The 25,468-nt window shown below is 35.6% G+C and carries 24 protein-coding genes and 1 pseudogene; 7 read left to right on the top strand and 18 right to left on the bottom strand.

Going from position 1 to position 25,468, the window contains the following annotated elements; translation table 11 throughout:
• Positions 1–3 precede the first annotated feature (3 nt).
• Genes FOL89_RS14425 through FOL89_RS14415 form a run of 3 tightly spaced genes read left to right on the top strand, consistent with a single transcriptional unit; the run spans position 4 to position 4,443 of the window.
• Positions 4–429: a four helix bundle protein gene (locus FOL89_RS14425; protein ID WP_228444929.1), complete on the top strand. Its 426-nt coding sequence runs from the start codon at positions 4–6 to the stop codon at positions 427–429.
• Positions 426–4,079 (top strand): DUF6443 domain-containing protein, encoded by a 3,654-nt coding sequence (locus tag FOL89_RS14420; protein ID WP_144283501.1) that lies wholly within the window; start codon positions 426–428, stop codon positions 4,077–4,079. Before FOL89_RS14425 ends, FOL89_RS14420 begins: the two co-directional genes overlap by 4 nt.
• Before the next feature lie 10 nt (positions 4,080–4,089).
• Positions 4,090–4,443 carry a hypothetical protein gene (locus FOL89_RS14415; protein WP_144283500.1) on the top strand — a complete coding sequence of 118 codons (354 nt, stop codon included), beginning with the start codon at positions 4,090–4,092 and terminating at the stop codon, positions 4,441–4,443.
• A gap of 121 nt (positions 4,444–4,564) precedes the next feature.
• On the opposite strand, the gene FOL89_RS17730 is transcribed toward FOL89_RS14415, so the two are convergent.
• From FOL89_RS17730 to FOL89_RS14400, 4 genes and pseudogenes are all read right to left on the bottom strand, one after another.
• Positions 4,565–4,744, bottom strand: a complete 180-nt coding sequence (locus FOL89_RS17730; RefSeq protein WP_228444928.1) for a hypothetical protein — start codon at positions 4,742–4,744, stop codon at positions 4,565–4,567.
• A 22-nt stretch (positions 4,745–4,766) separates the two neighbouring features.
• Positions 4,767–4,874, bottom strand: a pseudogene (locus tag FOL89_RS17840) (helix-turn-helix domain-containing protein); the annotation flags it as partial.
• Between the two features lie 131 nt (positions 4,875–5,005).
• Positions 5,006–6,151, bottom strand: a complete 1,146-nt coding sequence (gene bshA, locus FOL89_RS14405) for an N-acetyl-alpha-D-glucosaminyl L-malate synthase BshA (RefSeq protein ID WP_144283498.1) — start codon at positions 6,149–6,151, stop codon at positions 5,006–5,008.
• A gap of 15 nt (positions 6,152–6,166) precedes the next feature.
• Positions 6,167–7,867, bottom strand: a complete 1,701-nt coding sequence (locus FOL89_RS14400; protein ID WP_144283497.1) for a glycoside hydrolase family 3 protein — start codon at positions 7,865–7,867, stop codon at positions 6,167–6,169.
• A 110-nt stretch (positions 7,868–7,977) separates the two neighbouring features.
• Here FOL89_RS14400 and FOL89_RS14395 point away from each other — a divergent pair, with 110 nt between their 5' ends.
• Complete coding sequence (locus tag FOL89_RS14395; RefSeq protein ID WP_144283496.1) at positions 7,978–8,514, top strand: hypothetical protein; 537 nt, start codon at positions 7,978–7,980, stop codon at positions 8,512–8,514.
• A 393-nt stretch (positions 8,515–8,907) separates the two neighbouring features.
• Here the strand turns inward: FOL89_RS14395 and ribA are convergent, their stop codons facing one another.
• From ribA to FOL89_RS14355, 8 genes are all read right to left on the bottom strand, one after another.
• Entirely contained in the window at positions 8,908–9,495 is a 588-nt protein-coding gene (ribA, locus tag FOL89_RS14390) for a GTP cyclohydrolase II (protein ID WP_144283495.1), read from the bottom strand.
• 15 nt (positions 9,496–9,510) lie between these two features.
• Positions 9,511–9,954 (bottom strand): hypothetical protein, encoded by a 444-nt coding sequence (locus tag FOL89_RS14385; protein WP_144283494.1) that lies wholly within the window; start codon positions 9,952–9,954, stop codon positions 9,511–9,513.
• The gene (locus FOL89_RS14380; RefSeq protein WP_144283493.1) at positions 9,951–10,562 is read right to left on the bottom strand and encodes a DUF4254 domain-containing protein; all 612 of its coding nucleotides are present in this window, start codon (positions 10,560–10,562) and stop codon (positions 9,951–9,953) included. The genes FOL89_RS14385 and FOL89_RS14380 overlap by 4 nt, the downstream gene beginning before the upstream one ends.
• Before the next feature lie 14 nt (positions 10,563–10,576).
• Positions 10,577–10,789 (bottom strand): twin-arginine translocase TatA/TatE family subunit, encoded by a 213-nt coding sequence (locus tag FOL89_RS14375; protein WP_144283492.1) that lies wholly within the window; start codon positions 10,787–10,789, stop codon positions 10,577–10,579.
• Positions 10,790–10,819: 30 nt separating this feature from the next.
• On the bottom strand, positions 10,820–12,376 hold the full coding sequence (locus tag FOL89_RS14370; protein WP_144283491.1) for a peptidoglycan DD-metalloendopeptidase family protein: 1,557 nt from the start codon (positions 12,374–12,376) through the stop codon (positions 10,820–10,822).
• Positions 12,373–13,215 (bottom strand): DUF4292 domain-containing protein, encoded by an 843-nt coding sequence (locus FOL89_RS14365; RefSeq protein ID WP_144283490.1) that lies wholly within the window; start codon positions 13,213–13,215, stop codon positions 12,373–12,375. Before FOL89_RS14365 ends, FOL89_RS14370 begins: the two co-directional genes overlap by 4 nt.
• A 217-nt stretch (positions 13,216–13,432) precedes the next feature.
• Positions 13,433–14,449, bottom strand: a complete 1,017-nt coding sequence (locus FOL89_RS14360; RefSeq protein ID WP_144283489.1) for a sugar phosphate nucleotidyltransferase — start codon at positions 14,447–14,449, stop codon at positions 13,433–13,435.
• Positions 14,450–14,478: 29 nt separating this feature from the next.
• Positions 14,479–15,933: a lipopolysaccharide biosynthesis protein gene (locus FOL89_RS14355; RefSeq protein ID WP_144283488.1), complete on the bottom strand. Its 1,455-nt coding sequence runs from the start codon at positions 15,931–15,933 to the stop codon at positions 14,479–14,481.
• Between the two features lie 124 nt (positions 15,934–16,057).
• Here FOL89_RS14355 and FOL89_RS14350 point away from each other — a divergent pair, with 124 nt between their 5' ends.
• Positions 16,058–17,398, top strand: a complete 1,341-nt coding sequence (locus FOL89_RS14350) for a dihydroorotase (protein ID WP_144283487.1) — start codon at positions 16,058–16,060, stop codon at positions 17,396–17,398.
• 107 nt (positions 17,399–17,505) lie between these two features.
• Here FOL89_RS14350 and FOL89_RS14345 read toward each other — a convergent pair whose 3' ends face one another.
• From FOL89_RS14345 to FOL89_RS14320, 6 genes are all read right to left on the bottom strand, one after another.
• Positions 17,506–18,402 (bottom strand): helix-turn-helix domain-containing protein, encoded by an 897-nt coding sequence (locus FOL89_RS14345; RefSeq protein WP_144283551.1) that lies wholly within the window; start codon positions 18,400–18,402, stop codon positions 17,506–17,508.
• Positions 18,403–18,624: 222 nt separating this feature from the next.
• Positions 18,625–19,632: an aldo/keto reductase gene (locus FOL89_RS14340; RefSeq protein WP_144283486.1), complete on the bottom strand. Its 1,008-nt coding sequence runs from the start codon at positions 19,630–19,632 to the stop codon at positions 18,625–18,627.
• Between the two features lie 88 nt (positions 19,633–19,720).
• A complete protein-coding gene (locus FOL89_RS14335; protein WP_144283485.1) occupies positions 19,721–20,635 on the bottom strand; it encodes a helix-turn-helix domain-containing protein in 915 nt (304 codons plus the stop codon).
• Positions 20,636–20,683: 48 nt separating this feature from the next.
• Positions 20,684–21,523 (bottom strand): SDR family NAD(P)-dependent oxidoreductase, encoded by an 840-nt coding sequence (locus FOL89_RS14330; protein ID WP_144283484.1) that lies wholly within the window; start codon positions 21,521–21,523, stop codon positions 20,684–20,686.
• A 224-nt stretch (positions 21,524–21,747) separates the two neighbouring features.
• Positions 21,748–22,431 (bottom strand): response regulator transcription factor, encoded by a 684-nt coding sequence (locus FOL89_RS14325; protein ID WP_144283483.1) that lies wholly within the window; start codon positions 22,429–22,431, stop codon positions 21,748–21,750.
• 4 nt (positions 22,432–22,435) lie between these two features.
• Complete coding sequence (locus FOL89_RS14320) at positions 22,436–23,728, bottom strand: sensor histidine kinase (protein ID WP_317130110.1); 1,293 nt, start codon at positions 23,726–23,728, stop codon at positions 22,436–22,438.
• 123 nt (positions 23,729–23,851) lie between these two features.
• Between FOL89_RS14320 and FOL89_RS14315 the strand changes: the two genes are divergently transcribed.
• Both FOL89_RS14315 and FOL89_RS14310 read left to right on the top strand, forming a co-directional pair.
• Positions 23,852–24,268 carry a DUF1573 domain-containing protein gene (locus tag FOL89_RS14315; protein WP_144283482.1) on the top strand — a complete coding sequence of 139 codons (417 nt, stop codon included), beginning with the start codon at positions 23,852–23,854 and terminating at the stop codon, positions 24,266–24,268.
• Between the two features lie 169 nt (positions 24,269–24,437).
• The gene (locus tag FOL89_RS14310; RefSeq protein ID WP_144283481.1) at positions 24,438–25,319 is read left to right on the top strand and encodes an SDR family oxidoreductase; all 882 of its coding nucleotides are present in this window, start codon (positions 24,438–24,440) and stop codon (positions 25,317–25,319) included.
• The last annotated feature ends 149 nt before the right edge of the window (positions 25,320–25,468 follow it).

The following is a 25,468-nucleotide window of genomic DNA, read 5'->3' as shown; positions in this document are numbered from 1 at the left end:
AGAATGAAAAGTGAAGAAATAAGAATGAGCAATGAAGAGCGAAAGATGAATGAGGAAATGAGAGTGAAAAGAGAAAAGAAAAATTTTCTGAAGGAAAAAAGCTTTCTTTTCAGTATTGAGATGGTGAACCTTTACAAGAATCTGATTATCAATAAAGAATGGGTAATATCTAAGCAGCTTTTAAGAAGCGGAACTGCTGTTGGAGCTCTTATAAGAGAAGCCGAATTTGCCCAAAGCACAGCAGATTTTATCAGCAAGCTGTCTATTGCTCTGAAAGAAGCCAACGAAGCACAATACTGGCTGGAGCTGCTCAACAGAACCCAATATCTGGATAACGGAAGCTTCCACCAATACCACCAACAGAATGATGAGCTTATCAGTATGCTTGTCGCAAGTATTAAAACTTCAAAACAGAAACTCAACCGATGAAAACAAATAATAAACAACGAAATAATGAAAAATTAAGGGATAAAAATGAAAAATATGCTTTTTCACTCTTCACTCTTCTCTTTTCATTTTTATCTTTTGCGCAGTCACTAACGTCAAGCGAAAATTACGTTTACACCAAAGTCTACCTTTCTGCCGATGGCAGCAAGAAGAGCGAAACCGTGCAGTATTTTGACGGACTGGGAAGAGCGAAACAGGTCGTTCAGATCAAAGCCACGCCACTGGGACAGGATCTGGTCGTTCCTGTAGAATATGACCAGTTCGGGAGAGAATCCCGAAAACTGCTTCCCATTCCCACAGCAACAGGAAACGGAGCCATACACGGTTCCGTCAACCAAACGGCAGTCAATACCTATTATGGTGTTGCCAATGCCTATTCTGAACAGAAAATAGAAGCATCGCCATTGGCAAGAGTGCAGGAAACCGCTCATCCGGGAACCGAATGGGCAATGGCAACAGGTCACACCGTGAAAATGGAGTATCTTACCAATACTACTTCGGATCAGGTAAAAAAATACAATACCACCACTTCATGGAGCAACGGAACACTGGCTACTTCCTTTAGCGGAACAGAGTTCTATTTGCCCAACCAGCTTTCCAAAAGCAAGGTTACCGATGAGGACGGAAATGTAACGCTGGATTTTAAAAACTCCGAAGGCAAAACCGTCCTGCTCAGAAAAGAAGGGGCTTCGGGGAAGCTGGATACTTATTATGTATACAACAATTACGGTCAGCTTGCTTTTGTGATCTCCCCCAAAGGCAACGAAAAAATCAACGCGAATAACAATGTGGTCACTCCGCAGATCCTCAACGATCTTTGTTACCAGTATGTGTATGACAACCGTTTCCGTCAGGTGGAGAAAAAGCTTCCGGGAAAAGGCTGGGAATATATGGTGTACGATCAGCAGAACCGTCTGGTTGCCACGCAGGATGCCAACATGAGAAACAATTCTCAAAATCCCAACCGCTGGCTCTTCACCCGGTACGATACATTCGGGCGAGTGGTATATACCGGAGTTTTCACCGGAGGAAGCAGACAGCAGGAGCAGACCAATGCCAACGCCAAAGATCTGAACAACGAAAGCAGAAGCTCTTCTTCTTTTTCATTGAACGGACAGCAGATCTTCTACACCAACACCGCATATCCTTCCACAGCGTTTATCCCGTATTCGGTTAATTATTACGACACTTACCCTTCGGTGCCGGGAAATACAGTAAGTACGCCAACCGCCATCTTAACGCAGACGACTCTTTCGGGTACAGTCAACATCACTTCCAACGGAGTGAGCAGCATAAGAAGCCTGAAATCTATGGCTACGGCTTCCATGGTAAAGAATCTGGAGGACGATGCATGGTCTTCTACCCAGATCTGGTACGACCGTTTGGGAAGAGCCATCGGAAGCTACGGTAAAAATCATCTGGGAGGCTATACCAAAACAGAAAAGCAGCTGGATTTCTCCGGAGCCGTGCTGTTTGCCAACACGTATCATAAGAAAACCGCTGCAGAACCTTCGGAAGTGGTTATCAATGAAAGGTTTGTATATGACAATAATTTCAGGCTGAAACAGCATTATCATAAGGTGAACACCAACGCAGAGGAACTTCTGGCTGACTATACCTACAACGAACTGGGACAGGTGACCAACAAGAAAGTGGGCAACAACCTGCAGAGCATCGACTATGCCTACAACATCCGAGGTACGCTCACCAAGGTCAATAATCCCGCCAATCTGGGAACCGATCTTTTTGCCTATGAGCTGAAGTTTGCTTCCACCTCCGATGCCTCGGTAGCCCAAGCCAACTACAACGGGAATATTACCGAAATGACATGGAAAAGCAGCGGCGACGGTGTGTTGAAAAGATACAGCTATCAGTACGATGCCTATAACCGACTTAAAGCAGCCATCTATCAGGAACCGGAATCTTTTGTTCCGCAGAATGGATTCTATAACGAATTTATGGGTTATGATTCCAACGGAAATATTACGAGCCTTAAAAGAAACCAGAAAGGCTATACCGGTACCGTAGAAGAAATCGATGAGTTGATATACAGCTATCCTAACGGCAACAGGCTGGAGTCTGTGGTAGATCTGAAAAACAACTATGGCGGTTATCCCGAGACCTCCGGAAATATCATTTCGTACGACGACAACGGAAGCATGACCAGCCATATCGACAAAGGCATTCTGGAGATCAAGTATAATATTCTGGATCTTCCTTCTTACGTGAAGTTCAATAATTATGTAAGAAGAACCACAGGAGATGTTTATCAGAACACAAGCTACTCTTACCGTGCAGATGGAGTAAAAGTAAAGAAAGTACACCAGTATTTTTTTGGCAGGGGTAAAACAGATGCATTTGCCACAACAGAATACATTGATGGGTTTCAATATAATCAAGATACAGGGTTTACAGGAAATATAAGCGGACTTCAGTTTTTTTCCACTTCAGAAGGATATTTTGATTTTGCAAATAATCGTTATATTTACCATTACAATGATCATTTGGGTAACGTAAGAGTCAGTTTTGCAAGAGAAGGAAGTGGTGCGGTCATTGTACAGCAAAACGATTATTACGCATTTGGGTTAAAACACAGTTACGGAATTAGTGCTAATGGAGACTACAAATACCAGTATAACGGTAAAGAACTTCAGGAAGAACTTGGGATGTATGACTACGGTGCAAGGTTCTACATGCCCGACTTGGGAAGATGGGGAGTTGTGGATCCAATGGCGGAAGTAACCCCGCATTTATCTCCTTATCACTACGCCAACAACAATCCGATCATGTATAACGATCCTACCGGAATGGTATCGCAATCGTTTATTGATGCCTTATGGAACTCTTCTCCAGATGGAACTGCAACAGCTTGGCACAATACAGGTTCTGGTTTCCAAAGCAATGGTGGTGTTTCGATCGGATACCAAGGGAATTACACAAGTCTCAACGCTTATATTGATGCAGGAGGTGCTGATGGCGGTGGTGGTGATGTTGCAGGAGAAATTTTAATTCCTGAAGCAATCATTAATGTACGTGCAGGACAAGGTTTTGGTGTGGGAACCTACAACAGCCTTATGATGGAACGTGCTTTTGAAAACTCTGCAATGCAGTGGAATATAAGCCAGGCAAGAGGAAGCCTATATGATGCGATAACAAATACCAAAGTTGGGCAATCTGTAACAGGGGCAGAAAACTTTATATTTAGAGATATACCGATGCAGTTTGCGGGTGGGGCTTTGTTCTCAGCAGGCTGGAAAGCAATTGGGGCTGCAAAACACATAAGTAATGGTCTGAGTAAGCTAACGACCGCAGAAGGATTTTTAGGTGGATCTATTGGATTCAATTTACCGTTTAATCTTAAAGTAGGATTATATGCATCTGAAAATACTTTAAAATATGGTACTTTCAAGTGGAGTACAATCGCACCTAAATTCTTAACTAGAAATGAATGGTTTGGAAGAAATATGTTACAAATTACTCCTGAATTTCAGCCAACACTAGGTAATTGGTCTTCTCAGATAATTCCTAAAGGCACACGTATCCAAGTTGGATTAGTCGGGGTACAGCCAGGAAATGGTTTAGGAACATGGCTTCAATTTTATACACCAGCAAGAGTACCGTTTAATCCTTAAAGTTTTAGTTATGAAATACGAAAATATACAGTTCGGAAATCCAGAACAAATAATCAACATGGGTGGTCCATGGGTCGGAGATTTAATTATAAATAATCAAAATGTTAGTAATAATATACTAATTGATAATTATTTAGAGAAAGAATTATTTTACTATTTTATAAAATATTTTAAAATTTCCAAGAAGCAAAAAGATAATTTTTTTTCTGTTCTGAGAATAGATAAAAATAATATGAAAGTAGCAGTATCAATAGAAAAGTTTGAAAAAATTCATATTAAAGATATAGAAGAAAATTCACTTTATTATTATGAAGGTTTTCATGAAAATCTCCCTGTTAAGAATAGCCAAGTAAATTTTAATTAGAAATATAAAAACTCCGCTCTGCGAAGTTTGTAACTTCGTAGCAGATAAAAACAAACCCTCGCAAAATTGCGAGGGTTTTTTGTGTGTTATAAAATGTTCTGCTTTCAAATAGGAAACAAAACTATAAAGCAGCAATATTTTTCTGCAGATAATCTTTAAAACGTTTTTTAGAAACGAAAGTTTCAATGAGTTTCAGAAGAATATTTTTTTCTTCGGTGTCGAGTTCGTTGATGAGTTTTAGCTGTTCCAGAACTGCGGTATCTTCCATATAAACTTCGTTGGGAACATTGTTTTTTTTCATTGAAGAAAATAATGTCAACAGAAACCCCGAAATGTTTAGCGACAAAAACCAATTTATCAACAGGAATATCCTGTTGGTTGTTTTCCATTTTAGAATATCCTGTTCTGTGCGTGTGCATCAAATCAGCCATTTCCCCTCGCTACCGCACGATTTCATCGTGTAGCAGATAACCAAAACCCACCGCAAAGCAGTGGATTATTTGTTCTAAAAACTTTCAATTCTGGATAAAAAGTTTACATCCAATCTAAATATTACATATTACTATAACGCAAGTTCGCCCCTGAACTTTTCGATTGTCGCTTTATACATCTGCTCGTAAATCGGGAGAATATTTTTAAGGTCAAATTTTATCGCCTGTTCTTTGGCATTCAGTTTCATTTGGGCTAAAAGCTCGTCATTGCTCAGTAATTTAATGCAGTAATTGCTCATGGCTTCCACATTTCCTATTTCAGCCAGATAGCCCGTTTCACCCTGAATATTCACTTCCGGAATCCCTCCTGCATTGGAACTGATGACCGGAGTATTTGCTGCCATAGCTTCTAAAGCTGCCAAACCAAAACTTTCCTGCTCAGACGGAAGTAAAAACACATCTGAAAGCTGCAAAATCCTGTACAAATCATTGACTTTTCCCAAAAGCCTGATTTTTGAAATCAGATGCGGATTTTCTTCCAGAAATTGATTTACTTTTTCCATTTCCGGCCCTTCACCAATGATAATAAGCTTAGATTTAACTTTCTTTTCAACATTTTTAAAAATAATCAGTACTTCTTCTACCCTCTTTACCGGACGGAGATTGGAAACATGGATCAGGATTTTTTCATCCGGATTGGCAAACTGGGTTCGCTGACACTCGTTGACTACATCAAATTCAGAATTATCAATAAAATTGGTGATCACCTGAATTTCTTTTTTGATATTAAAAAACTGCAGTGTATCTTTTTTAAGACTTTCAGAAACCGATGTAATGGCATCCGATTGGTTAATAGAAAACTCTACGGCGTGTTTGTAGCTGGGATGCTGCCCTACCAAAGTGATATCTGTTCCGTGGAGAGTAGTGACAAGAGGAATATCATTCCCATCTTCTTTCAGCATTTGCTTTGCAGTGAAAGCAGCGTAGGCATAAGGAATTGCATAATGAGCGTGAAGAAGATCAAGCTTATAAAGATTCACAACACGGTAGATCATTGAACTCAACGCAATATCGTAAGGCTGATACTGAAACAGTGGATAGGTCTGTACATTTACTTTATGAAAAAAAATATTGGGATTCGTAATATCTAATCTTGCCGGTAGTGCCGAACTGATAAAATGTACTTCATAACCTTTATTAGCAAGAGACATCCCGAGTTCTGTGGCTACAATTCCGCTTCCGCCATACGTCGGGTAGCAAAGTATTCCTATTTTCATTTTTCTTTTTATTATTTATCTTAAACAAGATTTTAAATCTATTCCCATTCCTGGTTTCAAGCTTTCATTCACCAAAACAGGAAGCCTTCCAGATATTTTTGTCTTACCATTGAGCGCATCAGCTGTTGCATTCATAGAGTCTTCGTTGTTTTCATAAGAAACGAGAACTGTAGAAGTTTTAGAAATATCTATATCTTTCAAAGCATATGCACTTCCAAATATATTTAAAATCACTTTTTGTTTTTTTTCTAACTGTGCAAGCAGTTTTTTAGATTCTGCTGAGATTTTATAAGGTTTATATGCCGTAGAATTATCTTTATGAAAACCAACAATTACCGTAGAATTTGCAGGAATTGAAGATATTTCCGAAGCTTTTTTCAAAATAACATTTGAATTCCCATTTATCCTTTCTGCAAAAGTCTGGTATGGAGCTTCCTCTAACGGAACGTAATAATACGTATTCTCAGGCTTTAAAGGAAGCAGCTTTTTTTCGTCTTTTAATAATGTTAAAGCATTGGCATAAAGATTCTGAACCAGTTTTTTGTGGGAATCGTTATTAAGATCACGATTAATATTGTCAGAATTTCTCGGCATGTATTCATTTAATCCTAAAAAATATTTGGTGAGTAATATTTTTTTCACGCTTTCCTCTACTCTACTCTGGGAGATTTCTCCGTTATCAATCGCTTTCTGAATTAATTTTTTGCCTTCTGCAACACCTTGGGAAAACAACATAATATCGTTGCCTGCTTTAAAAGCAAGAGCGTCTAATTCTCCAGGCTTATATTTATTAGCAACAGCACCCATATTGAGAGCATCGGTAATAATTAAACCTTTATAATTTAATTTTTCCTTCAATAATCCTGTAATTATATTTTTAGAGATAGAAGCAGGAATCCCTTTTTCAGATTCCAGACTAGGGACATACAAATGAGCCACCATCACACCTCCGATTCCTTTATTCATCAACGATTTAAAAGGAGCCAATTCCACTTTGTTTAATCTTTCGAGATGATGAGAAACTACAGGCAGATCCAGATGAGAATCTGTATTGGTATCACCGTGCCCCGGAAAATGCTTGATTGCAGCAAGAATATGATGATCCTGCAAACCATTGGCATAAGATAAAGCAGATTTGGTCACATTAGAAACTTCAGAGCCAAAACTTCGGTTTCCAATAATAGGATTATTCGGATTGGTATTTACATCTACAACAGGCGCAAAATCCCAGTTGACTCCCATTCTCTTACAGTCTTCTGCGATTTTGGCTGCCATTTCATAGATGAATTCTTTATCCTGAATGGCTCCCAAAGTCATTGCCCAGGGAAATTTGTGTGCTTTTGCTATTCTCTGATAGACCCCCCATTCTGCATCCATCCCAATCATTAAAGGAATTTTGGATTTCTGCTGAAATTCATTCACTAGATTAATTTCTCTTGCTGCGTCATCCTGCATCAAAATTAAACCTCCAATTTTATCGTTCAGAACAATATTTCTTACCTCATTGATATGATTTTCGTCTTTATTGGTGTACAAAGCAACAATAAAAAGCTGACCCAGTTTTTCATCCTGAGATAAGCTACTATATGTTTGGTCTACCCATTCCTGAGCTTTTTGTAAATCTGCTCTAGACAAATTCTTAGGCTGATATTGAGCAGATACCGTTGATGTGAAAATAACGATCAATGAAAGGCAGTTAAAAACAAATTTCCTCATGAGATATTGAATATGAACAAAAATACAATTAAAAAAAAGATCAGTACTAACCTTTTTATAATTTTTGGTATATGTTTTGATTCGGCTTAATTAATATAAAACTTTTTATAATGAAAAAAATATTTCCAATAGCCGCACTTGCATTTTCAAGTCTTTTCATTTTCAGTTGTGATAATGGAAACGATGAAGTTGCAGTTGTTGATAATACAGTATATGCGCAAGTAAAAGATGTTACCGGAACATTTAGTTCATCTAACGGGTACAAACTTACTCAAGGATTAAGTATATCCAATACAACCGTTGTTTTAGTTTACAGAAATGTAGGAGCATCTAACAATCCTATTTGGCAGCTAATTCCTAAGACTTTTTATTTAGATGATAATCTTGCTTTCCCTGCAAATAGAGAATTAGATTACAACTTCGATTTTACTACCGCGGATGTAGAAATTAGAACAGAAGCAAACTTTGATCAGGCAACTCAAATGACTAATGTTGAAACATCAAGTTTTCTTGTAAATCAAACATTTAGAATTGTTTTGATCCCAGGGGTTTCAGGTAAGACATCAAATCCTGTAGATTTTAATGATTACCACGCCGTAATAAAGTATTACAACATTGATGATTCAAAAATGGTAAAACTCAATTAAGAATCTTTTCAAATTTTTATAATAAAAACCTCTGAGTAGCAATTGCAATTCAGAGGTTTTAATATACTAAAGAAATGAATGCTTGTTCAGCTGAATTCTTACTTAGAAGTATTGTATTATCCCATTTTTTTTATTCCAAGCATTCATATAGTTCAAATTTTTTAGGCTAATTGTAAAACTTAAAGATGTCCAAACGATGAAACCTTAGAAATAGCTTTATCATCATTTTAATATTAGTTTGAATACAAATGTAATAAGTCTAATAACTCACTAACAGATTTGTTATTTTATAGATTTTTCATATTAAAAAAACAACTTTAATAATATTCTATTATAATCAAAAAGCTCCAAATTATCATGTAATTTGAAGCTTTTTGATTTTTTTATTTATGACTAATCATCTAAAAAATGTCCGAAAAAATTTTTCTTGGTTTGCAGATATCCCCGGCTTATGTCATTTGCAGGAATCTGAAGAGGAATTCTTGAGTTGAGATGAATGTTACTCTCTTCTACAAACTTTACTTTTTCGGGATTATTGGTTAAAAGATTAACATCTTTAATATTAAGCTGATTGAGAATTTGAATAGCAATTTCGAAGTTTCTGTCATCAGCAGGAAGCCCCAATTCTAGATTTGCCTGTACGGTATCTAAACCCTTTTCCTGAAGTGAATAGGCTTTAAGCTTATTGATAATCCCAATGTTTCGTCCTTCCTGACGAAGATAAATGATCACTCCGCCGTTTTCATGCATGAATTTCATTGCTGAATCAAGCTGTTGACCACATTCACATTTTTTAGAATGAAAAACTTCTCCTGTTATACATTCCGAATGAAAACGAACATTCACAGGCTTTGAAAAATCTGTATTTTCGGAAACTATTGCCAAGTGAGGCATCCAGTCATTTTCGTCTTCCGAAAAAGCTATCATCCGGAAATTACCGTGCTCTGTAGGAACATTAGCTTCCGCCTGAATTTTAATCATTGAATATAATTGTGTTTATTTCTTTCCGTTTACAGAATCTTCGATGACAGAGACATTGGTTTTAAGTCTTACCAAATATCGGTTTAATACCTCATCATCATCCTTCTTGAGGAATCTTCTAAGCTTTTGAATGCTTTTGTAAGATTTTTCTAAGTTTTTTATTGCCTTTTTCTTTCCCGAAATATTTCCTGATTCTACAGCATAAAGATAGTTTTGCAAAGTATATTTCAAAACTGTAATTTCTTCGTTTAAAGCTGAATTGGAAAATTTAGGAAAAGAAGAAATAAGGTTAGTAATTTCAGAGGCATTTATATTTCCAGTGATATTAATATTTACCCCTTTAGAACTTTCCGAATTACTCACTGTTCCGCTATCTGTAAGTGGAGACAGATTAGGCTTCTCAGTAGCACATGAATTAATAAATACATAAATTGCTCCGGCAATAAAAAGTCTTTTCATTTTTGCTCCTTTTGGTAAAGGATTGGGTTAAGACTTTCATCATTGTACATTTTCATTTGTTTGTACACCTTCATCTTAACATCACCGTTTTCTATATCTTTCAGCAGCTGATCTATTGAAACTGATAAGTCTTCTTTTTGAGAAAGCAGAACATCCAGTTTTTCCTGACATTTTATTCTATGTTCTTCACTTGCAGTTTCACGATGAGCTTCCAAAGCCATGTGAAAAATCTTAAGCGATAGAATAGACAATCTGTCTACAGCCCACGCAGGCGTTTCGGTATTAATTTTGGCGTGCTTTTTAGGATTTACAGTTTTATAATAATTTAAAAACCAACCATCTATAAATTCTACCAAATCTGTTCTTTTCTGATTGGAAGCATCAATCATTCTTTTCAGCTGAAGAGCTTCAACCGGATTGATATTCTCATCTCTGATAATATCCTCTAAATGCCACTGAACGGTATCAATCCAGTTTTTAGCATACAAAATCCGTTCCAAACTTCCTTCAGAAAAGGGATTGTTTATCTTTGATTCTATATTATCTAATACATGATAATCCTCAATTGATTGATTAAAGACTTTCCATGCAGTATCCGAAAAATTCATTTAATAAAAGAATTTTAATTACTGTTTGTTGTAGTACTTGAAGAGGTGTTATCCGCTTTTGATTCCGGTTTTTCATCTTCTTTTATGGCATCTTTAAATTCTTTAATCCCTGATCCCATTCCTCTCATCATTTCCGGAATCTTTTTTCCTCCGAAAAGAATAAGTAAAAGTACCGCAACGATAAGAATATGCTGCCAAGATAAAGCTAGTATTGTTAATGTATGCATCGCTATATTTTTTACAAAGTTAATCTTTTTTTAATATGTAACCCAACCTAAAGGATCTACTGCGTTATTTCCGTTCCAAATCTGAAAATCTAAAGTATAAGTACCGTCAAAATCTTCGGCCACAGTTCCCACGATGGTTCCTGCAGAAACTTGTTGATTTTTTGAAACGGTATTATCTCTTAAATTAGAGTAAATAGTGAAATAATCACCGTGTTTTACCATAACCGTTTTTGTTCCGTCAGCAGAAGGGATTACCTGCGCTACAGTTCCTGGGAAAACTGCCCTTGCCGAAGTTCCTTTTGCTACTGATATTTTAATACCATTGTTCTCTTCCCAGATAGATTTGAAAACAGGGTGCTGCTGTCTTCCGAATCTATGAGTAATCGTTCCTGAAACTGGCATTGCAATTCTTCCTTTATTAGCCGCAAAATTATTTCCGGCAGCAGTAGACACCCCAAAATTGGTCATTGCTTTTGTTTCGGCTGCTTTTTTCTCCGCCTCTTTTTTCTTCACCAGATCAGATTCCGCAGCTTTCACGGCAATGAGCTTATCATTTGCTTCTTTTGCCTTCAAAGCAGCTTCGTCAGATGCTTTTTTTGCTGCTAACTTTCTAGCCTCATCTTTGGCAGTAGCTTCATTTCTTGCAGCTTCTTCATTTCTTTTTTTCTCTTCTTCTGCTCTTTTAGCTGCTAAATCGGCTGCTTTTTTAGCTTCTGCCTCAGCAATTTTTCTTTCTCTTTCTAATGCTTCGGCTTTTGCTTTATTTTCTGCATCAATTCTTGCTTTCTCTCGTTCAGCTGCAAGTTTTGCAAGACGTATTTTTTCTGCTTCCGCTTTTTTTCTACTCTCCTCCTCTGCTTTTGCAAGTCTGATTTCCTCTGCAATAATAGATCTTATTTTACCTTCAAGAATTTTAGATTGAGCCTGCTTTTGTTTTAATTCGGCAGTGAGTTTACTTTCGTTTTTCTTAAAGTCATTCACCAATTGCTCTTTCTGCTGCTTTTCAACATTGATCGTTGTGAGATCTTTTTGTTGATTAACAAGTAAAGTTTCCTTTTCTGCCGCTGACTTTTTTTTCTGTTCGACAGACTTTTTCAGTTCCTGTGCTGCGGTAGTAATTTCTGCAGCTTTTTTATCCTGATATTCAGAATATTCTTTTAGATACTGAACTCTTCTGAGTGCTTCCCCTAAACTTTTTGATGAAAGTATAAAGGTAACTTTATTTTGAACCCCCTTGTTTTTGTAAGCGTTTACCAAAACCTGAGCATAGTTTTTTCTTAAAACGGCCAGCTCACGGTTTTGTCTGTTTATTTCTAACTGACGAAGATAAATTTCATCTTCGATGAATCTTTTTTCTTTCTGTGTATTATTATAAACTTTTTCTCTAAGTGCTAATTTCTGGTTAACATTATTAAGATATGACAGTGATAATTTTGATTCATTTCTGGTTTTTGCCAGTTGTGAATTTATCTGAGCGATCTGTTTTTTCAGATCTGCATTCTGCTTTTGCAATTGCTCCTTATTTTGCTGACCAAACTGCAATCCGAACGTCAAAATGCCTATTAAAATGCTGATTTTTTTAATCATTTAATATCAATTTTCTTATAGCTGCCCGGAACGGAATAAGGTGTCTCCATTCTGGAAAATTCAAATTTCGTATTTTCCAGTATAATCTGACTTGATTTTGATCCTTTTATAATTATTTTAACATTTCTCGGAAGCTTTACTTCGTTCGGAAAGGTCTCCCAGTTTTCATATACGATTTCTATTGCATCATTGGATTTCACATCATTCAATTTTACCCAATATAAATTAAAATCATCCGTATACTGCATTTCCATTTTATATTCTCTTTCCACATCATCGGTTATTATTTTCTGATTGGCAATCGTTGTGAGTTGGTAACCGAGAGAATTTTTCACAATATTGGAATTACTGTTGGTAATATGCATAAACGTACGACCCATCAGTATTTTCTCTAATGTTTTATAATCAATAAAATTAACATTCAGAAGATTGTTGAGATAATCAAAATCCGAATCAATATAATTTTTGTTGTACCTGTCAATTGCCTTGATTCCTTCCGGCGTTATCAAGGCTCTTGCGGCCGGAAATACAAGAAAACTAATATTTGACCATATTTTCTTATCATTTTCTATGTAAATTGTTGCATCAAGCGGGCTTACTCTCAGTTGATCTGCGGTAATTTTGCTGTTGATCTTTACTGATTCAAATTTTGGATGAATGAAAATTTTCTCGTAAAAAGTAAGCCTGTCCTGAATATTTTTTGCGTCTGCAGGCAGATTACTTTGATCAATTGATATTTGAGTACTATCATTTTCAGAGGAGTTTTGAGTCAAAGCTTTTTTAGACCTGCACGAAAGTACTGTCAGTATCAGCAGCAGTAAAATAGTCCAATTTTTCATAGTAAATATGTATTAATGATTATGTGTATCGTCTTTCATGTTTTTAATTTTAGAATAATTGACTACTTTAATTATTGTAAATTATTTCAATAACGATTTCACTATAATCTCTTTAACCCCAGATTGAAAACTCGGGCTAATGAATTTTTTGTGCAATATTAACGCCAAACCACACAAAATTGCATTGTGTGGCTTCAGGCATCTATTTATTTTAATTTTATTTAGATAAAAAATCCAAAACTGAAAAGTCTCCCAAGGAAATTTCTCTTGCAACCCCAAAATAATGAGCTGAACTTCCGATCATTGAGTTGGAAAGATTTCCGTGATCAATTACTGTTTTCTCCTGAATCAAAGAATTATCTATATTGGAATTGATAACTTTTGTCCCTTTTCCTAAAGAAACATAAGGTCCTATTTTCGAATTCGAAATTTCAACTCCTTCACCGATATAGCAAGGCTGAATAATCAATGAGTTTTGAATATTTGCAGACTCAGGATATTCTGTAAAGAGATTTTTTTCGTATTCCAGAATTTTACCATTGGTTTCTACTGTAGCATTTTTATTCCCACAGTCCATCCAATCATCTACTTTTCCTAATGAAAATTTAGCATCTTTTTGGCGAAGATTTTCTAGAGCTGTTGTCAACTGATATTCTCCGCTCACCTTGATATCATTATCCATGATATAATTGATTTCTGCCATCAATTTTTCAGCAGAATTGAAATAATAAATTCCAATAATGGCAAGATCTGAAACAAAAGTCTGCGGTTTTTCGATAAAATCTGTAATAAAACCATAATCGTCTAATTTTACAACTCCAAAAGCAGAAGGATCATCTACTTTTTTTACCCAGATTACCCCATCAGCATTGGTATCCAAAGTAAAATCTGCTCTGAAAAGTGTATCTGCAAATGCAATCACTACATTCCCCTGCATAGATTGTTCTGCACATTTTATAGCATGCGCTGTTCCAAGTGCTTCATTTTGTACATAAATAGTACCTTTTGCTCCTAAGCTTTCGGCAATTTTAATCAGAGAATTTTCAACTTCCACACCAAAATCTCCGATTATAAAAGCAACTTCATCAATTTTTTCTCCGGCAACTTTAGCAATATCTTCTACCAATCTTTGTACAATAGGTTTTCCTGCAATCGGAATTAGCGGTTTAGGAACAGTTAAAGTATGTGGTCTTAATCGGGAACCTTTCCCCGCCATAGGAACAATTATTTTCATATGTTTATTTTTATAATTAATTTAATAGTTTAATTTTTTCTGAGTATTTTATTAATCATTAATCTTTCATTGTAAGCTAAAAATGCTATAAACAAAAGAAACAATCCGTTTCCGACGAAATAGTTTTCCCTGAAATAGTAGAAGGAAACCATTGAAATAAGAACGGATAATGATAAATAAGTAAGTATTTTTTTTATGTTATAATAAATAGGATATTGCGCTCTTCCCCAAAAATAAGAAATAATCATCATACTTGTATAAGTAATCAGCGCAGCAAAAGCACTTGCCCAATATCCGTATTTTGGAATGAATGTAAAGTTGATTAAGATCGTAATAGCAGCTCCGATCAAAGAAATATACAGCCCAACTCTGGTTTGATCAGAAAGCTTATACCAAATGGAAAGATTCAGATAAATCCCTAAAAATAAAGCACCCAGCATCACGTAAGGAATAATTTCAATACCCTCATAATATAAAGGATTTTTCAGGTATCTTTCCGAAATCCATTGAAGATTCACCATCAATCCAATATAAATCAAACAGTTACACACAACAAAAACATCCATTAAAACGGCATAAGTCTTATGATTGTTTTTATCTTTAAAACTTGAGAAGAAATAGGGTTCAATACCCAACTGATAAGCCTGCCTGAAAACAGTAATGAAGGTTGCAATTTTATATACCGCTCCGTACACTCCGATCTGATGTTTTCCTTCTTCTTTTGGAAGCAAGTATTTTAAAAACTGTCGATCTAAAGTTTGGTTAATGATTCCTGCTAAACCTGCAATCATTACCGGCCAAGAATAATTCATTATTCTTTTCCAAAGACTAAAATCAAACTTTTTAAAACTGAAATTCACAAATTCTTTTCCTACAATTGCTAAAGTAATGATACTCTGCACCAAATTGGCAATAAAAACATATCCCACCCCTATTTCAGGATCATATTTTATTCCTAAAATTCCGTTCGGATAGTTTGGAAGCCATTTAATAAAAAAAACAACCAAAAAGTAATAAACCAAAGAACCCATTACTTTTGATAACATATATAAAACAGGTTTTCCTTCCAGTCTCAAAACAGCAGAAGGAATTGTTGAAAATGCATCGAAGGAAAGAATAAAAAGGAAAATCACCAGATAATTAACCTGATCCGGCGTCTCAAAAGCATTTGCCAAATCCTGTCTGAAAACATATCCTAAAATCAGATATATGAAACCTGCTGTCAAAATACTCAAGGCACAGGTCGACACCAAAGTCTTCTTGTCAATATCTCCTTCCTGAGCAAAACGAAAAAATGAAGTTTCCATTCCGTGGGTAAGAAATACTGTAATCACACCTGCGATAGAATACCAATCGACAAAGGGAGAAGATGCAGCCGGACCATACGCATCGGTAACAATCGGAGCAATCAAAAACGGAAAAATTCTTACTAAAACCGAGCTTAATCCATACACAGCGGTTTGTCCGAACAATTTCTTATACAAAACTTGTTTTTTTAGAATGCAAATGTAAATATTAGAATTCACAATTTTCTGACTTATGTTTAAAAATCATTTATGAAAATATTAAATTTGTGCAATACAAATCTCTATATCTAAAAAAGTAAAAATGAAAATCCTAATAAAAAATGCCCAAATCGTCAACGAAGGGAAGATTATCCAAAGTGATATTCTGATTGAAAATGATTTGATTTCAAAGATTTCAGAAAATATTCCTGAAGAAAATGTTGATCAAATCATTGAAGCTTCCGGAAAATATCTTTTGCCCGGAATTATTGATGACCAAGTTCATTTCCGTGAACCGGGTTTAACCCATAAAGGCGATATTGAATCTGAGTCTCGCTCTGCAGTTGCAGGTGGAACCACAAGTTTTATCGAACAACCGAATACCGTTCCGAACGCAGTAACTCAGGAATTATTGGCTGATAAATATGAAATCGCTTCTCAGAAATCATTTGCCAATTACGGTTTTATGATGGGCGGAACGAATGACAATCTTGAAGAAGTTTTAAAAACAAACCCAAGAAATGTTCCGGGAATTAAACTATTTTTAGGTTCATCTACAGGAAATATGCTCGTTGACAATCCTGAGACTTTAGAAAATATTTTCAGCAACACAAAAATGTTGATTGCGGTTCATTGCGAAGATGAAGCTACAATTAGAGAAAATACAGAAAAGTACAAAGCGGAATATGGCGACGACATTCCTGTGAAATTTCATCATTTGATAAGAAGTGAGGAAGCTTGTTATAAATCTTCCTCAAAAGCGATTGAATTAGCAAAGAAAACTGGAGCAAGACTTCACGTTTTCCACTTGTCGACAGCAATTGAAACTGAGCTTTTAAGAAATGATATTCCATTAAAAGATAAAAAAATTACAGCCGAAGTTTGTGTCCATCATTTGACTTTTACCAATGAAGACTATGAAACCAAAGGCGGATTAATCAAATGGAATCCAGCCGTAAAAACACAAAAAGACAAAGACGGACTTTGGGAAGCATTGCTTGATGGCAGAATTGATGTGATTGCGACCGATCACGCTCCTCACACCTGGGAAGAGAAGCAGAATGTATACACGAAATGTCCTTCCGGAGCGCCTCTCGTTCAGCATTCGCTCGTTGTGATGCTTGAGAATTACGTCAACGGGAAAATCACTTTAGAAAAAATCGTTGAGAAAATGGCTCACAATCCTGCAATTTTGTTCAGAATTGAGAAAAGAGGTTTCATCAGAGAAGGTTATAAAGCGGATTTGGTTTTGGTTGATTTAAATCAAAAATGGACGGTTGAGAAAGGCAACATCTTGTATAAATGTGGTTGGAGTCCGTTGGAAGGAATGAATTTCAATTCGAAAGTGACACACACTTTCGTCAATGGAAATCTGGTTTATGATAATGGAAAAATTAATGAGCAGAAATTCGGGGAGCGATTACTTTTTGAAGTTCAGGAATAAGTTAAAAGAGGCTATCTCACTTTTGAGACAGCCTCTTTTTTTACTGAATATGCATTTTAAAGCTCATTCATCTTATAAATCTTTTCAATTTGCGAGAGAAAAAAACATCAATTAAAAGACTGTCTAAATTCTAGCGGCGACATCTTTGTTTTCTTTTTAAAAAGTGTACTGAACGACTGCGAATGCTCAAATCCCAGTTCATAAGCAATCTCACTTACCGATAATTCAGTTGTAGAAAGTTTCTCCTTCGCTTTGCTGATGAGCTTTTCGTGAATATGCTGTTGTGTGTTTTGTCCGGTGTGAATCCGCAAGAGGTCACTTAGATAATTCGGGGAAAGGTTCATTGCTTCTGCAACTTGATGAACGGTTAGCAAACCTTTTTCAGAAGATTTTTTTTCAAAATATTCATTTAGAAACTTTTCAAATTTAGCCAAAAGCTGATGATTTCCACTTTTTCTCGTTATAAATTGCCTTTCATAAAACCGCTTAGAATAATTCAGCAACAATTCAATCTGTGACAAAATAATTTCCTGCGTATGCTGGTCGATATGCTGACATTCTTTATCTATCTTATTTAAAATTTCCAGCAAATCATTTTCTTCATCTTCAGATAGATGCAATGCTTCATTTACAGCGTAAGAGAAAAATCCGTAAGACGAAATCTTATTCGCCAAAGAATGTTTCAGCAAAAAATCCTCATGAAAAACCAAAAGATAGCCTGTATTTTCACACTCCATTGTCTTCAAATCGAGATACTGAACCTGATTTGGTGCCGTAAAACTCAGTACACCTTTGTCGTAATCGTAATGCTGTTGTCCGTATTTTATTTTTCCGGTAGCATTCCGTTTCAGAGCAACGCAATAATGTCTGCTCGTAAAACCTTTCCACACATCATCTTCTTTGAAAACACTTTCTGAAAGGCTAATGACGCTTACCATTGGATGTTTCGGTTCCGGAAGCGACAACAATTTGTGAAAAGCCGAAATAGATTTTATCGTGTTCATCATTTTTTTATTTTTTAGGGCGCCGTCTTCCGTCTTCCACTCCCGCTTTTTTGTTACACTTCGTTCCACAAAAAGAGCTCCGTTCAAGCCGGGCGCAATCGTATTGCTTTTATAAGCAGTCTGTCATTCTGACGAAGGAAGAATCTCTGAAATATGAATTGAGATTCTCCACTACATTTCATTCAGAATGGCAAACTATAGATAATTCAATTTTATATAAAACTAATAATCCAAAAGTCCCATTCCAAACTCATCATAAGTTGCACCCGTATCCGTTCCCAAAGGTACAATACTTTCCAGTTTTTGTAAATCAGATTCGCTCAAAAAAATGTTACTCGCTTCAATATTCTGCTCAAGATATTTTCTGCGTTTCGTTCCCGGAATTGGAATGATACCTTTGCTGATGATCCACGCCAAAGCCAATTGAGAAGACGTGATTTCTTTTTCTTTTGCCATATTTTCAATCGCTTCCACCAATTCAATATTTTTTTGGAAATGTTCTTCTTGAAAACGTGGAATACCTCTTCTGAAGTCATTTTCCGGCAAATCATCAATTGAACGGATTTGACCAGATAAAAATCCTCTTCCAAGCGGAGAATATGCTACGAAACCAATTTCTAAATCATTCAGAGCTTTAATCACACCTTTTTCTTCAGCCGTTCTTTCGAACAAAGAATATTCGCTTTGAACGGCAGAAATCGGATGAACTGCGTGCGCTCTTTTCACGGTTTCAGAAGACACTTCAGACAAACCGATATAACCAATTTTTCCTTCCTTTACCAATTCGCTCATAGCGCCAACTGTTTCTTCAACCGGAACATTTTTATCGAGACGGTGCATATAATACAAATCGATGTAATCTGTTTTTAAGTTTTTCAAAGAACGCTCAATTGATTTTTTCACATAATCTTTCTGTCCGTTGATTTTCCAGGTGATTTGTTCATTATCATCAATTTCCCAACCGAATTTCGTGGCGATAATATATTGGTCACGATTCCCTTCGATAGCTTTTGCAATTAATTGTTCGTTTTTAAAAGGACCATATAAATCTGCGGTGTCTAGAAAATTACCACCCAATTCCAAAGAACGATGAATGGTTGCAATAGCTTCTTTGTCGTCAGCTTTTCCATAAGTGTCAGCGTCTCCAAAACCGGTCATTCCCATGCATCCTAAACCGATATTTGGAACGATTAAACCTTGGCTTCCTAATTTTACTTGATTCAATTTCATATTGTTAAATTTTATTGATACAAAATTCAGCAGAAATTAAAAATTACATGTATGCAAAATGAAGGATATTGTATGAGAATTACTGATATCAATTAAACGACTTCCGAAACTCCAAAGGCGAAATATCAGTTTTAGCTTTAAACAATTTACTAAAAGACTGCGAGTGTTCAAATCCTAATTCATAAGCAATCTCACTTACCGAAAGTTCTGTTGTAGAAAGCTTTTCTTTAGCTTTTTGAATTAACTTTTCATGAATGTGTTGTTGCGTGGTTTGTCCAGTCAGAGATTTTAACAAGCTTCCTAAATAATTGGTTGAAATATTCAGTGATTCAGCAATATAATTGGCTGTTGGCAAACCTCTATTGATGACTTTGTCATTGAAATAATCTTCAAGAATATTTTCCAATTTGTCTAAAACCTGATGATTGGTCTTTTTTCTGGTGATGAATTGTCTTTGATAAAACCGTTCGCAGTAATTCATAATAACCTCAATTTGAGAAATGATGATATTTTGCGTGAATTCATCAATTCCAGATTGGTATTCTCTTTCAATGCTTTTGAAAAGACCAATTAAAGTTTCTTCTTCTTTTTCTGAGAGAAACAAAGCTTCATTCACATCATAACCGAAGAATTTGTAATTATGAATCGTCTTTGCCAATGGCGTATTCCAAATGAAATCCGGATGAAAAGCCAAAAGAAATCCGGACGGTTGTGTGTCGTATTTGTCAATAATCATTCTGACCAGTTGTCTTGGTGCGATAAAGCACATCAAACCACCGTCAAAATCATATTGACTTTGACCATAGTGTAATTTGCCTTGCAGATTCCGCTTGAAACCCATAAAATACAATTCCTGAATCCAGCTGATTTCAGGCTCATCAATTTGATATTCCACCAAGCTATAATCCACCAAGCTAATCAGCGGATGCTGAGGTTGAGACAAGCCACAAATTCTGTGAAATTCCGAAACGGTATCTATAGTATATAATTTTCTATTGGTCATAACCTAAAAGATTAAAAGCAACAGTCCGTAAACTGCTGCCTTACAAAGTTAATAATCTGTAGATGTACTCAAGGTTTCGAAATCAGAAATTTCATTTTGAAGTGCATTTAATTTATTTCCGGCTATCTGAAAAGCATCAGATCCCAAAACCAGATGAACCGGAGGATTCTGCATTTCTGCCAATTTTATCAGCGCAACCGATGCTTTTTCCGGACTTCCGGGTTGATTTCCGTTGATATCTTTTTCGTGTGCCACTTGAAGTTGTCTCGCTACAGTGTATTCTTCAATTTCAGTTTTCGGCGTTCTGAGCGAACCGCCTGTCAGGAAATCAGTTCTGAAATATCCCGGATAAACCACCGTTGCATTCACCCCGAATTCTTTCACTTCCGCAGCCAGAGCTTCGGTAAACCCAACCACTGCAAACTTAGTGGCACAGTAGATTCCCCAACCTGCAAATTCTCCCGTCAATCCGCCAATTGAAGCAATGTTAATGATGAAACCACTTTTTTGCTCTCTTAAATACGGCATTGTTTTTCTGATGATATTGAGAGAACCGAAAACATTGGTGTCAAAATTCTGGCGGCTTTCTGCATCGGTCAGTTCTTCTAAAGTTCCCAGCTGTCCATAGCCGGCATTGTTTACAACAACATCAATCCTTCCGAATTTTTCTACCGTTTTTGAAATGGCTTCTGAACCAGAATTTTCATTAACTAAATCAACTTCTAACGGTAGAAATGTTGAGTTTTCTTCGCTGATAACTCTCTGAAGTTCTGCAATATTTCTTGATGTTGCTGCCACAAAATAACCTTCTGTTACTAATTTTCTAACTAAAGTTAAACCTAAACCTTTTGAAGCTCCTGTCACGAACCATACTTTTTTTGTATTCATTTTGATTGTTTTTAATGGGTTAATTATTACAATGCAAAGTTGGAAAATGATGGAAAGAATATTGTGACCAAATCAAAGATTATTGTAGCCAAAACCTGTAATCTCACAATTTAAAACCGGAATACGACAGAGCCAATTAAATTCTTATGATTTAAAAACTTTTTCAGTAATTCTGAAGTCTCTCAATAGCCAAATACATATAAACAAAGCATTATAACAAGATTTTATTTCTCTGAAAAACGAAAGCCGATCCCATGAATATTTTCTATACTTATCCTATCGTCACCTGAAAAAATTTTTCGCAGCCTTGAAATAAAAACATCTAAACTTCGTCCCATAAAATAATCATCATCACCCCATATTGCTTTCAGGATTTCCTGTCTTTTCAGAACTATATTTTTATTTTTAATGAAGAAAAGTAATAATTCTGATTCTCTTTGAGTAAGCGAAACTATTTTGCCGGATTTATCTTTTAAAGTATAATTTTGAGGATCAAACGAAAAATCTCCTACTCTATAATTTGTAAAAACCGGTTCTCTTTTTTTTGATCTTTTAAGGAAAATTTCAATTTTAAGAATCAGTTCTTCAATACTAAAAGGTTTTACCAGATAATCATCCGCTCCGATCTTTAAGCCTTTAATACGGTCTTCTTTTAAGGCTTTTGCAGAAATAAAAATGATGGGAATTTCAGAGTCTTTACTTCTGATGTGCTGTGCGAGTTCGAAGCCATCCATTCCGGGCATCATAATATCAAGAAGGCATATATCAAAATCGTTATTATCAAACGCTTCCATTGCAGATCTACCATCCGGACAATAATGAATATCATAATGGTTTTCCAGACTGTCCTGAATGAGAAAAGCAATTGTCTGATCATCTTCAGCATATAAAATTTTAGATTTTGTCATCTTTTTAATTTTGATATGGAATAAAAAGTGTTAATGTAATCCCTTTATCTATATTATTCTCAACTGAAATTTTCCAGCGATGCTGCTGTGCAATTTTTTTAACATAAAATAATCCAAGTCCAAAGCCGCTTACTTCATCAGATTTTTTGGTATCTACTCTGTAAAACTGATTAAAAACAGAAGAAATATTTTTGTCGGAAATTCCGATTCCGTTGTCTTTGAATTTTAAATATAATCCTTTTGAATCTTTGTATTCAGAAACTTCAATATGAGGATTTCTATCGCAATATTTGATCGAATTATCTATGATATTATGTACCACATTGCTGAAATGAAATTCATCTGCTACTATGGTGGTGGTGTCTTCGATTTCTAAATCAATGCATACATTCTCATTTTTTTGAATTATCTGTTCTTTAATCTCATTTAAAAAAAACGAAAGATTGATTTTCTGTAAATTCAATTGTAACCCCGAAGCATCATTTTTAGCAATATTCAGAATTTTTTCGATATGATGATTCAGCTTATTTCCCTGATTGGTAATGATTGCAGTATATGTTTTTAATTTTTGGCTATTCTGAATGACTTCCTGCTTATCCAAAGCTTCAGCTGCTAAAAGAATAGACGATAAAGGCGTTTTAAACTCATGCGTCATGTTGTTGATAAAATCCCTCTGAAGTTCGGAGAATTTTTTCTGCTGGATAATGGTATAAATGGAATACACATAAACAAAAAGAATCACAATGAGAGCAATCGTCAATACATACCAGAATTTCAGTGAACTGACAAGATAGGTTGTTTTGTCGGGAAACCGAATCGAAAAATAATACACCAGATTTTCGTGCTTCGGAAATGTAATCATTTTATCCTTATTATCTTCATCCTGTGTAGAAACGTACCTTCCGTAGACCATTCGATCACTATGGCAGTTATAAACCGCATAAACATAATCTGTATTGATCTGAAATCTGGTAAATTCTGTTTTTAAATAATGTTCCAGAACTGTAGGATCAAATTCATTATTAATATCGACTACATAATAATCATTTGCCATATTCTGTACCGGATTTTCCGTGAAGGAAGCTTTAGAACCATAAAGCTTTTTTACAACTTCCAGTAATGCAATATTAACTTTCTGATTAAACTTTTTATCTTCAAGATGGTAGGCTTGCCTCGTCCACAACAATTGCGCAATCAAAATTCCGATAATTGCCACAAAACCTAAACTGATGATGATATTAAGTCTCTTTATTTCCATTCCTGAAACAATATTATCCAAAAAAATAATATGAAGCATACCGTTAACAACTCATTAACAAACATTAGATAGCAATTAACAAAATTTATCTTTAATGAACCATACATTTGTTATATCAAAATAAATATTTAGAATAATTATTAATTTTAAAATCGAAAAACTATGAAAAAATTTACAATTTCTGCGCTTTTGGCAGCTTTGGCATTTTCACCTGTTTATGCTAATGTATTCCCTGTTGAGAGCTCTTCTGTTATTAAGGTTATAGATGATGCTGTTAAATGGAAGACAGAATCTATTGACGTTGGAAATATCCCGCAAGGAAAACCGAAACTGATCAGATTTGAATTTACCAATACTTCTGCAAAATCAATTATGATTGAGAACGTGGCTCCATCTTGTGGATGCACTACTGCAGATTATACCAAAACTGAAATTAAGCCGGGTGAAAAAGGCTTTGTAGAAGCAAGTTACAATGCTGCAAGTCCGGGAGCTTTTACCAAAACGGTACATGTAACAACAAGTGACAGCAAAACCCCTAAAACGCTTTCTTTTAAAGGAACTGTCATTGCTAATAAATAAACATTAATTTAATTTTATTGTTGTAGAAAAGTCTGATAATTATTTATCAGGCTTTTTTTATTGCTTCCAGATTATATCTTGAGCATAGTTTTTTCAAACCGCTAAAAGAAATATTTATACTAAATTTACAAAACTCACAATATCTAATCATCATTAAAATACCCAAAATATGAATTTGTATACACAACCTATGCTGCGTGAAGGCGCATTAGAAGATAAAGTTGCCATTGTTACAGGAGGCGGAAGCGGGCTTGGAAAAGCAATGACCAAATATTTTCTTGAACTGGGTGCAAAAGTAGTCATCACATCCAGAAATTTAGAAAAATTACAGGTTACTGCCAAAGAATTGGAAGAACAGACGGGAGGAAAAGTACTTTGTGTTGCTTGCGATGTCAGAAATTGGGACGAAGTGGAAGCCATGAAAGAAGCCGCACTAAAAGAATTTGGAAAAATTGACATTCTTCTCAACAACGCTGCCGGAAACTTCATTTCACCAACCGAAAGATTAACACATTCTGCTTTTGATTCTATTTTGGATATCGTCCTGAAAGGAACAAAAAACTGCACACTTTCCGTTGGAAAATATTGGATCGACAACAAAGTTCCGGGAACAGTTCTTAATATTGTGACCACTTATGCCTGGACAGGTTCTGCCTATGTAGTTCCTTCCGCCTGTGCAAAAGCAGGAGTTTTAGCAATGACAAGATCTTTAGCCGTAGAATGGGCAAAGTACGGTATACGGTTTAATGCAATTGCACCTGGACCTTTTCCTACAAAAGGAGCTTGGGACCGATTGCTTCCCGGAGACTTGCAGGAAAAATTTGATATGAGAAAAAAAGTCCCTTTGCGAAGAGTCGGAGAACATCAGGAACTGGCAAATCTTGCAGCATATCTGGTCTCTGATTATTCATCATACATGAATGGAGAAGTGGTAACCATTGATGGTGGAGAATGGCTTCAGGGTGCAGGAGAATTTAATATGCTGGAAGATATTCCGCAGGAAATGTGGGACGCACTGGAAGCAATGATTAAGGCAAAAAAATCGAATTAATTATAATTCTTAAAAAATTTAAGAAACTATAAAAACTCTTTTAATTTTTTTAAAAGAGTTTTTTATAAATTATCATTACACATTCCCTAAACGTTTTCCGTTAGGGAAAAACACCCTTTCAATTTCGGTGATTTACCTGCAATGTTTTC

The sequence above is a fragment of the Chryseobacterium echinoideorum genome (assembly GCF_007474535.1).
GTDB lineage: Bacteria > Bacteroidota > Bacteroidia > Flavobacteriales > Weeksellaceae > Chryseobacterium > Chryseobacterium echinoideorum.
Note: the sequence above shows the minus strand (reverse complement) of the source record. Positions and strands in the feature narration are given on the sequence as shown.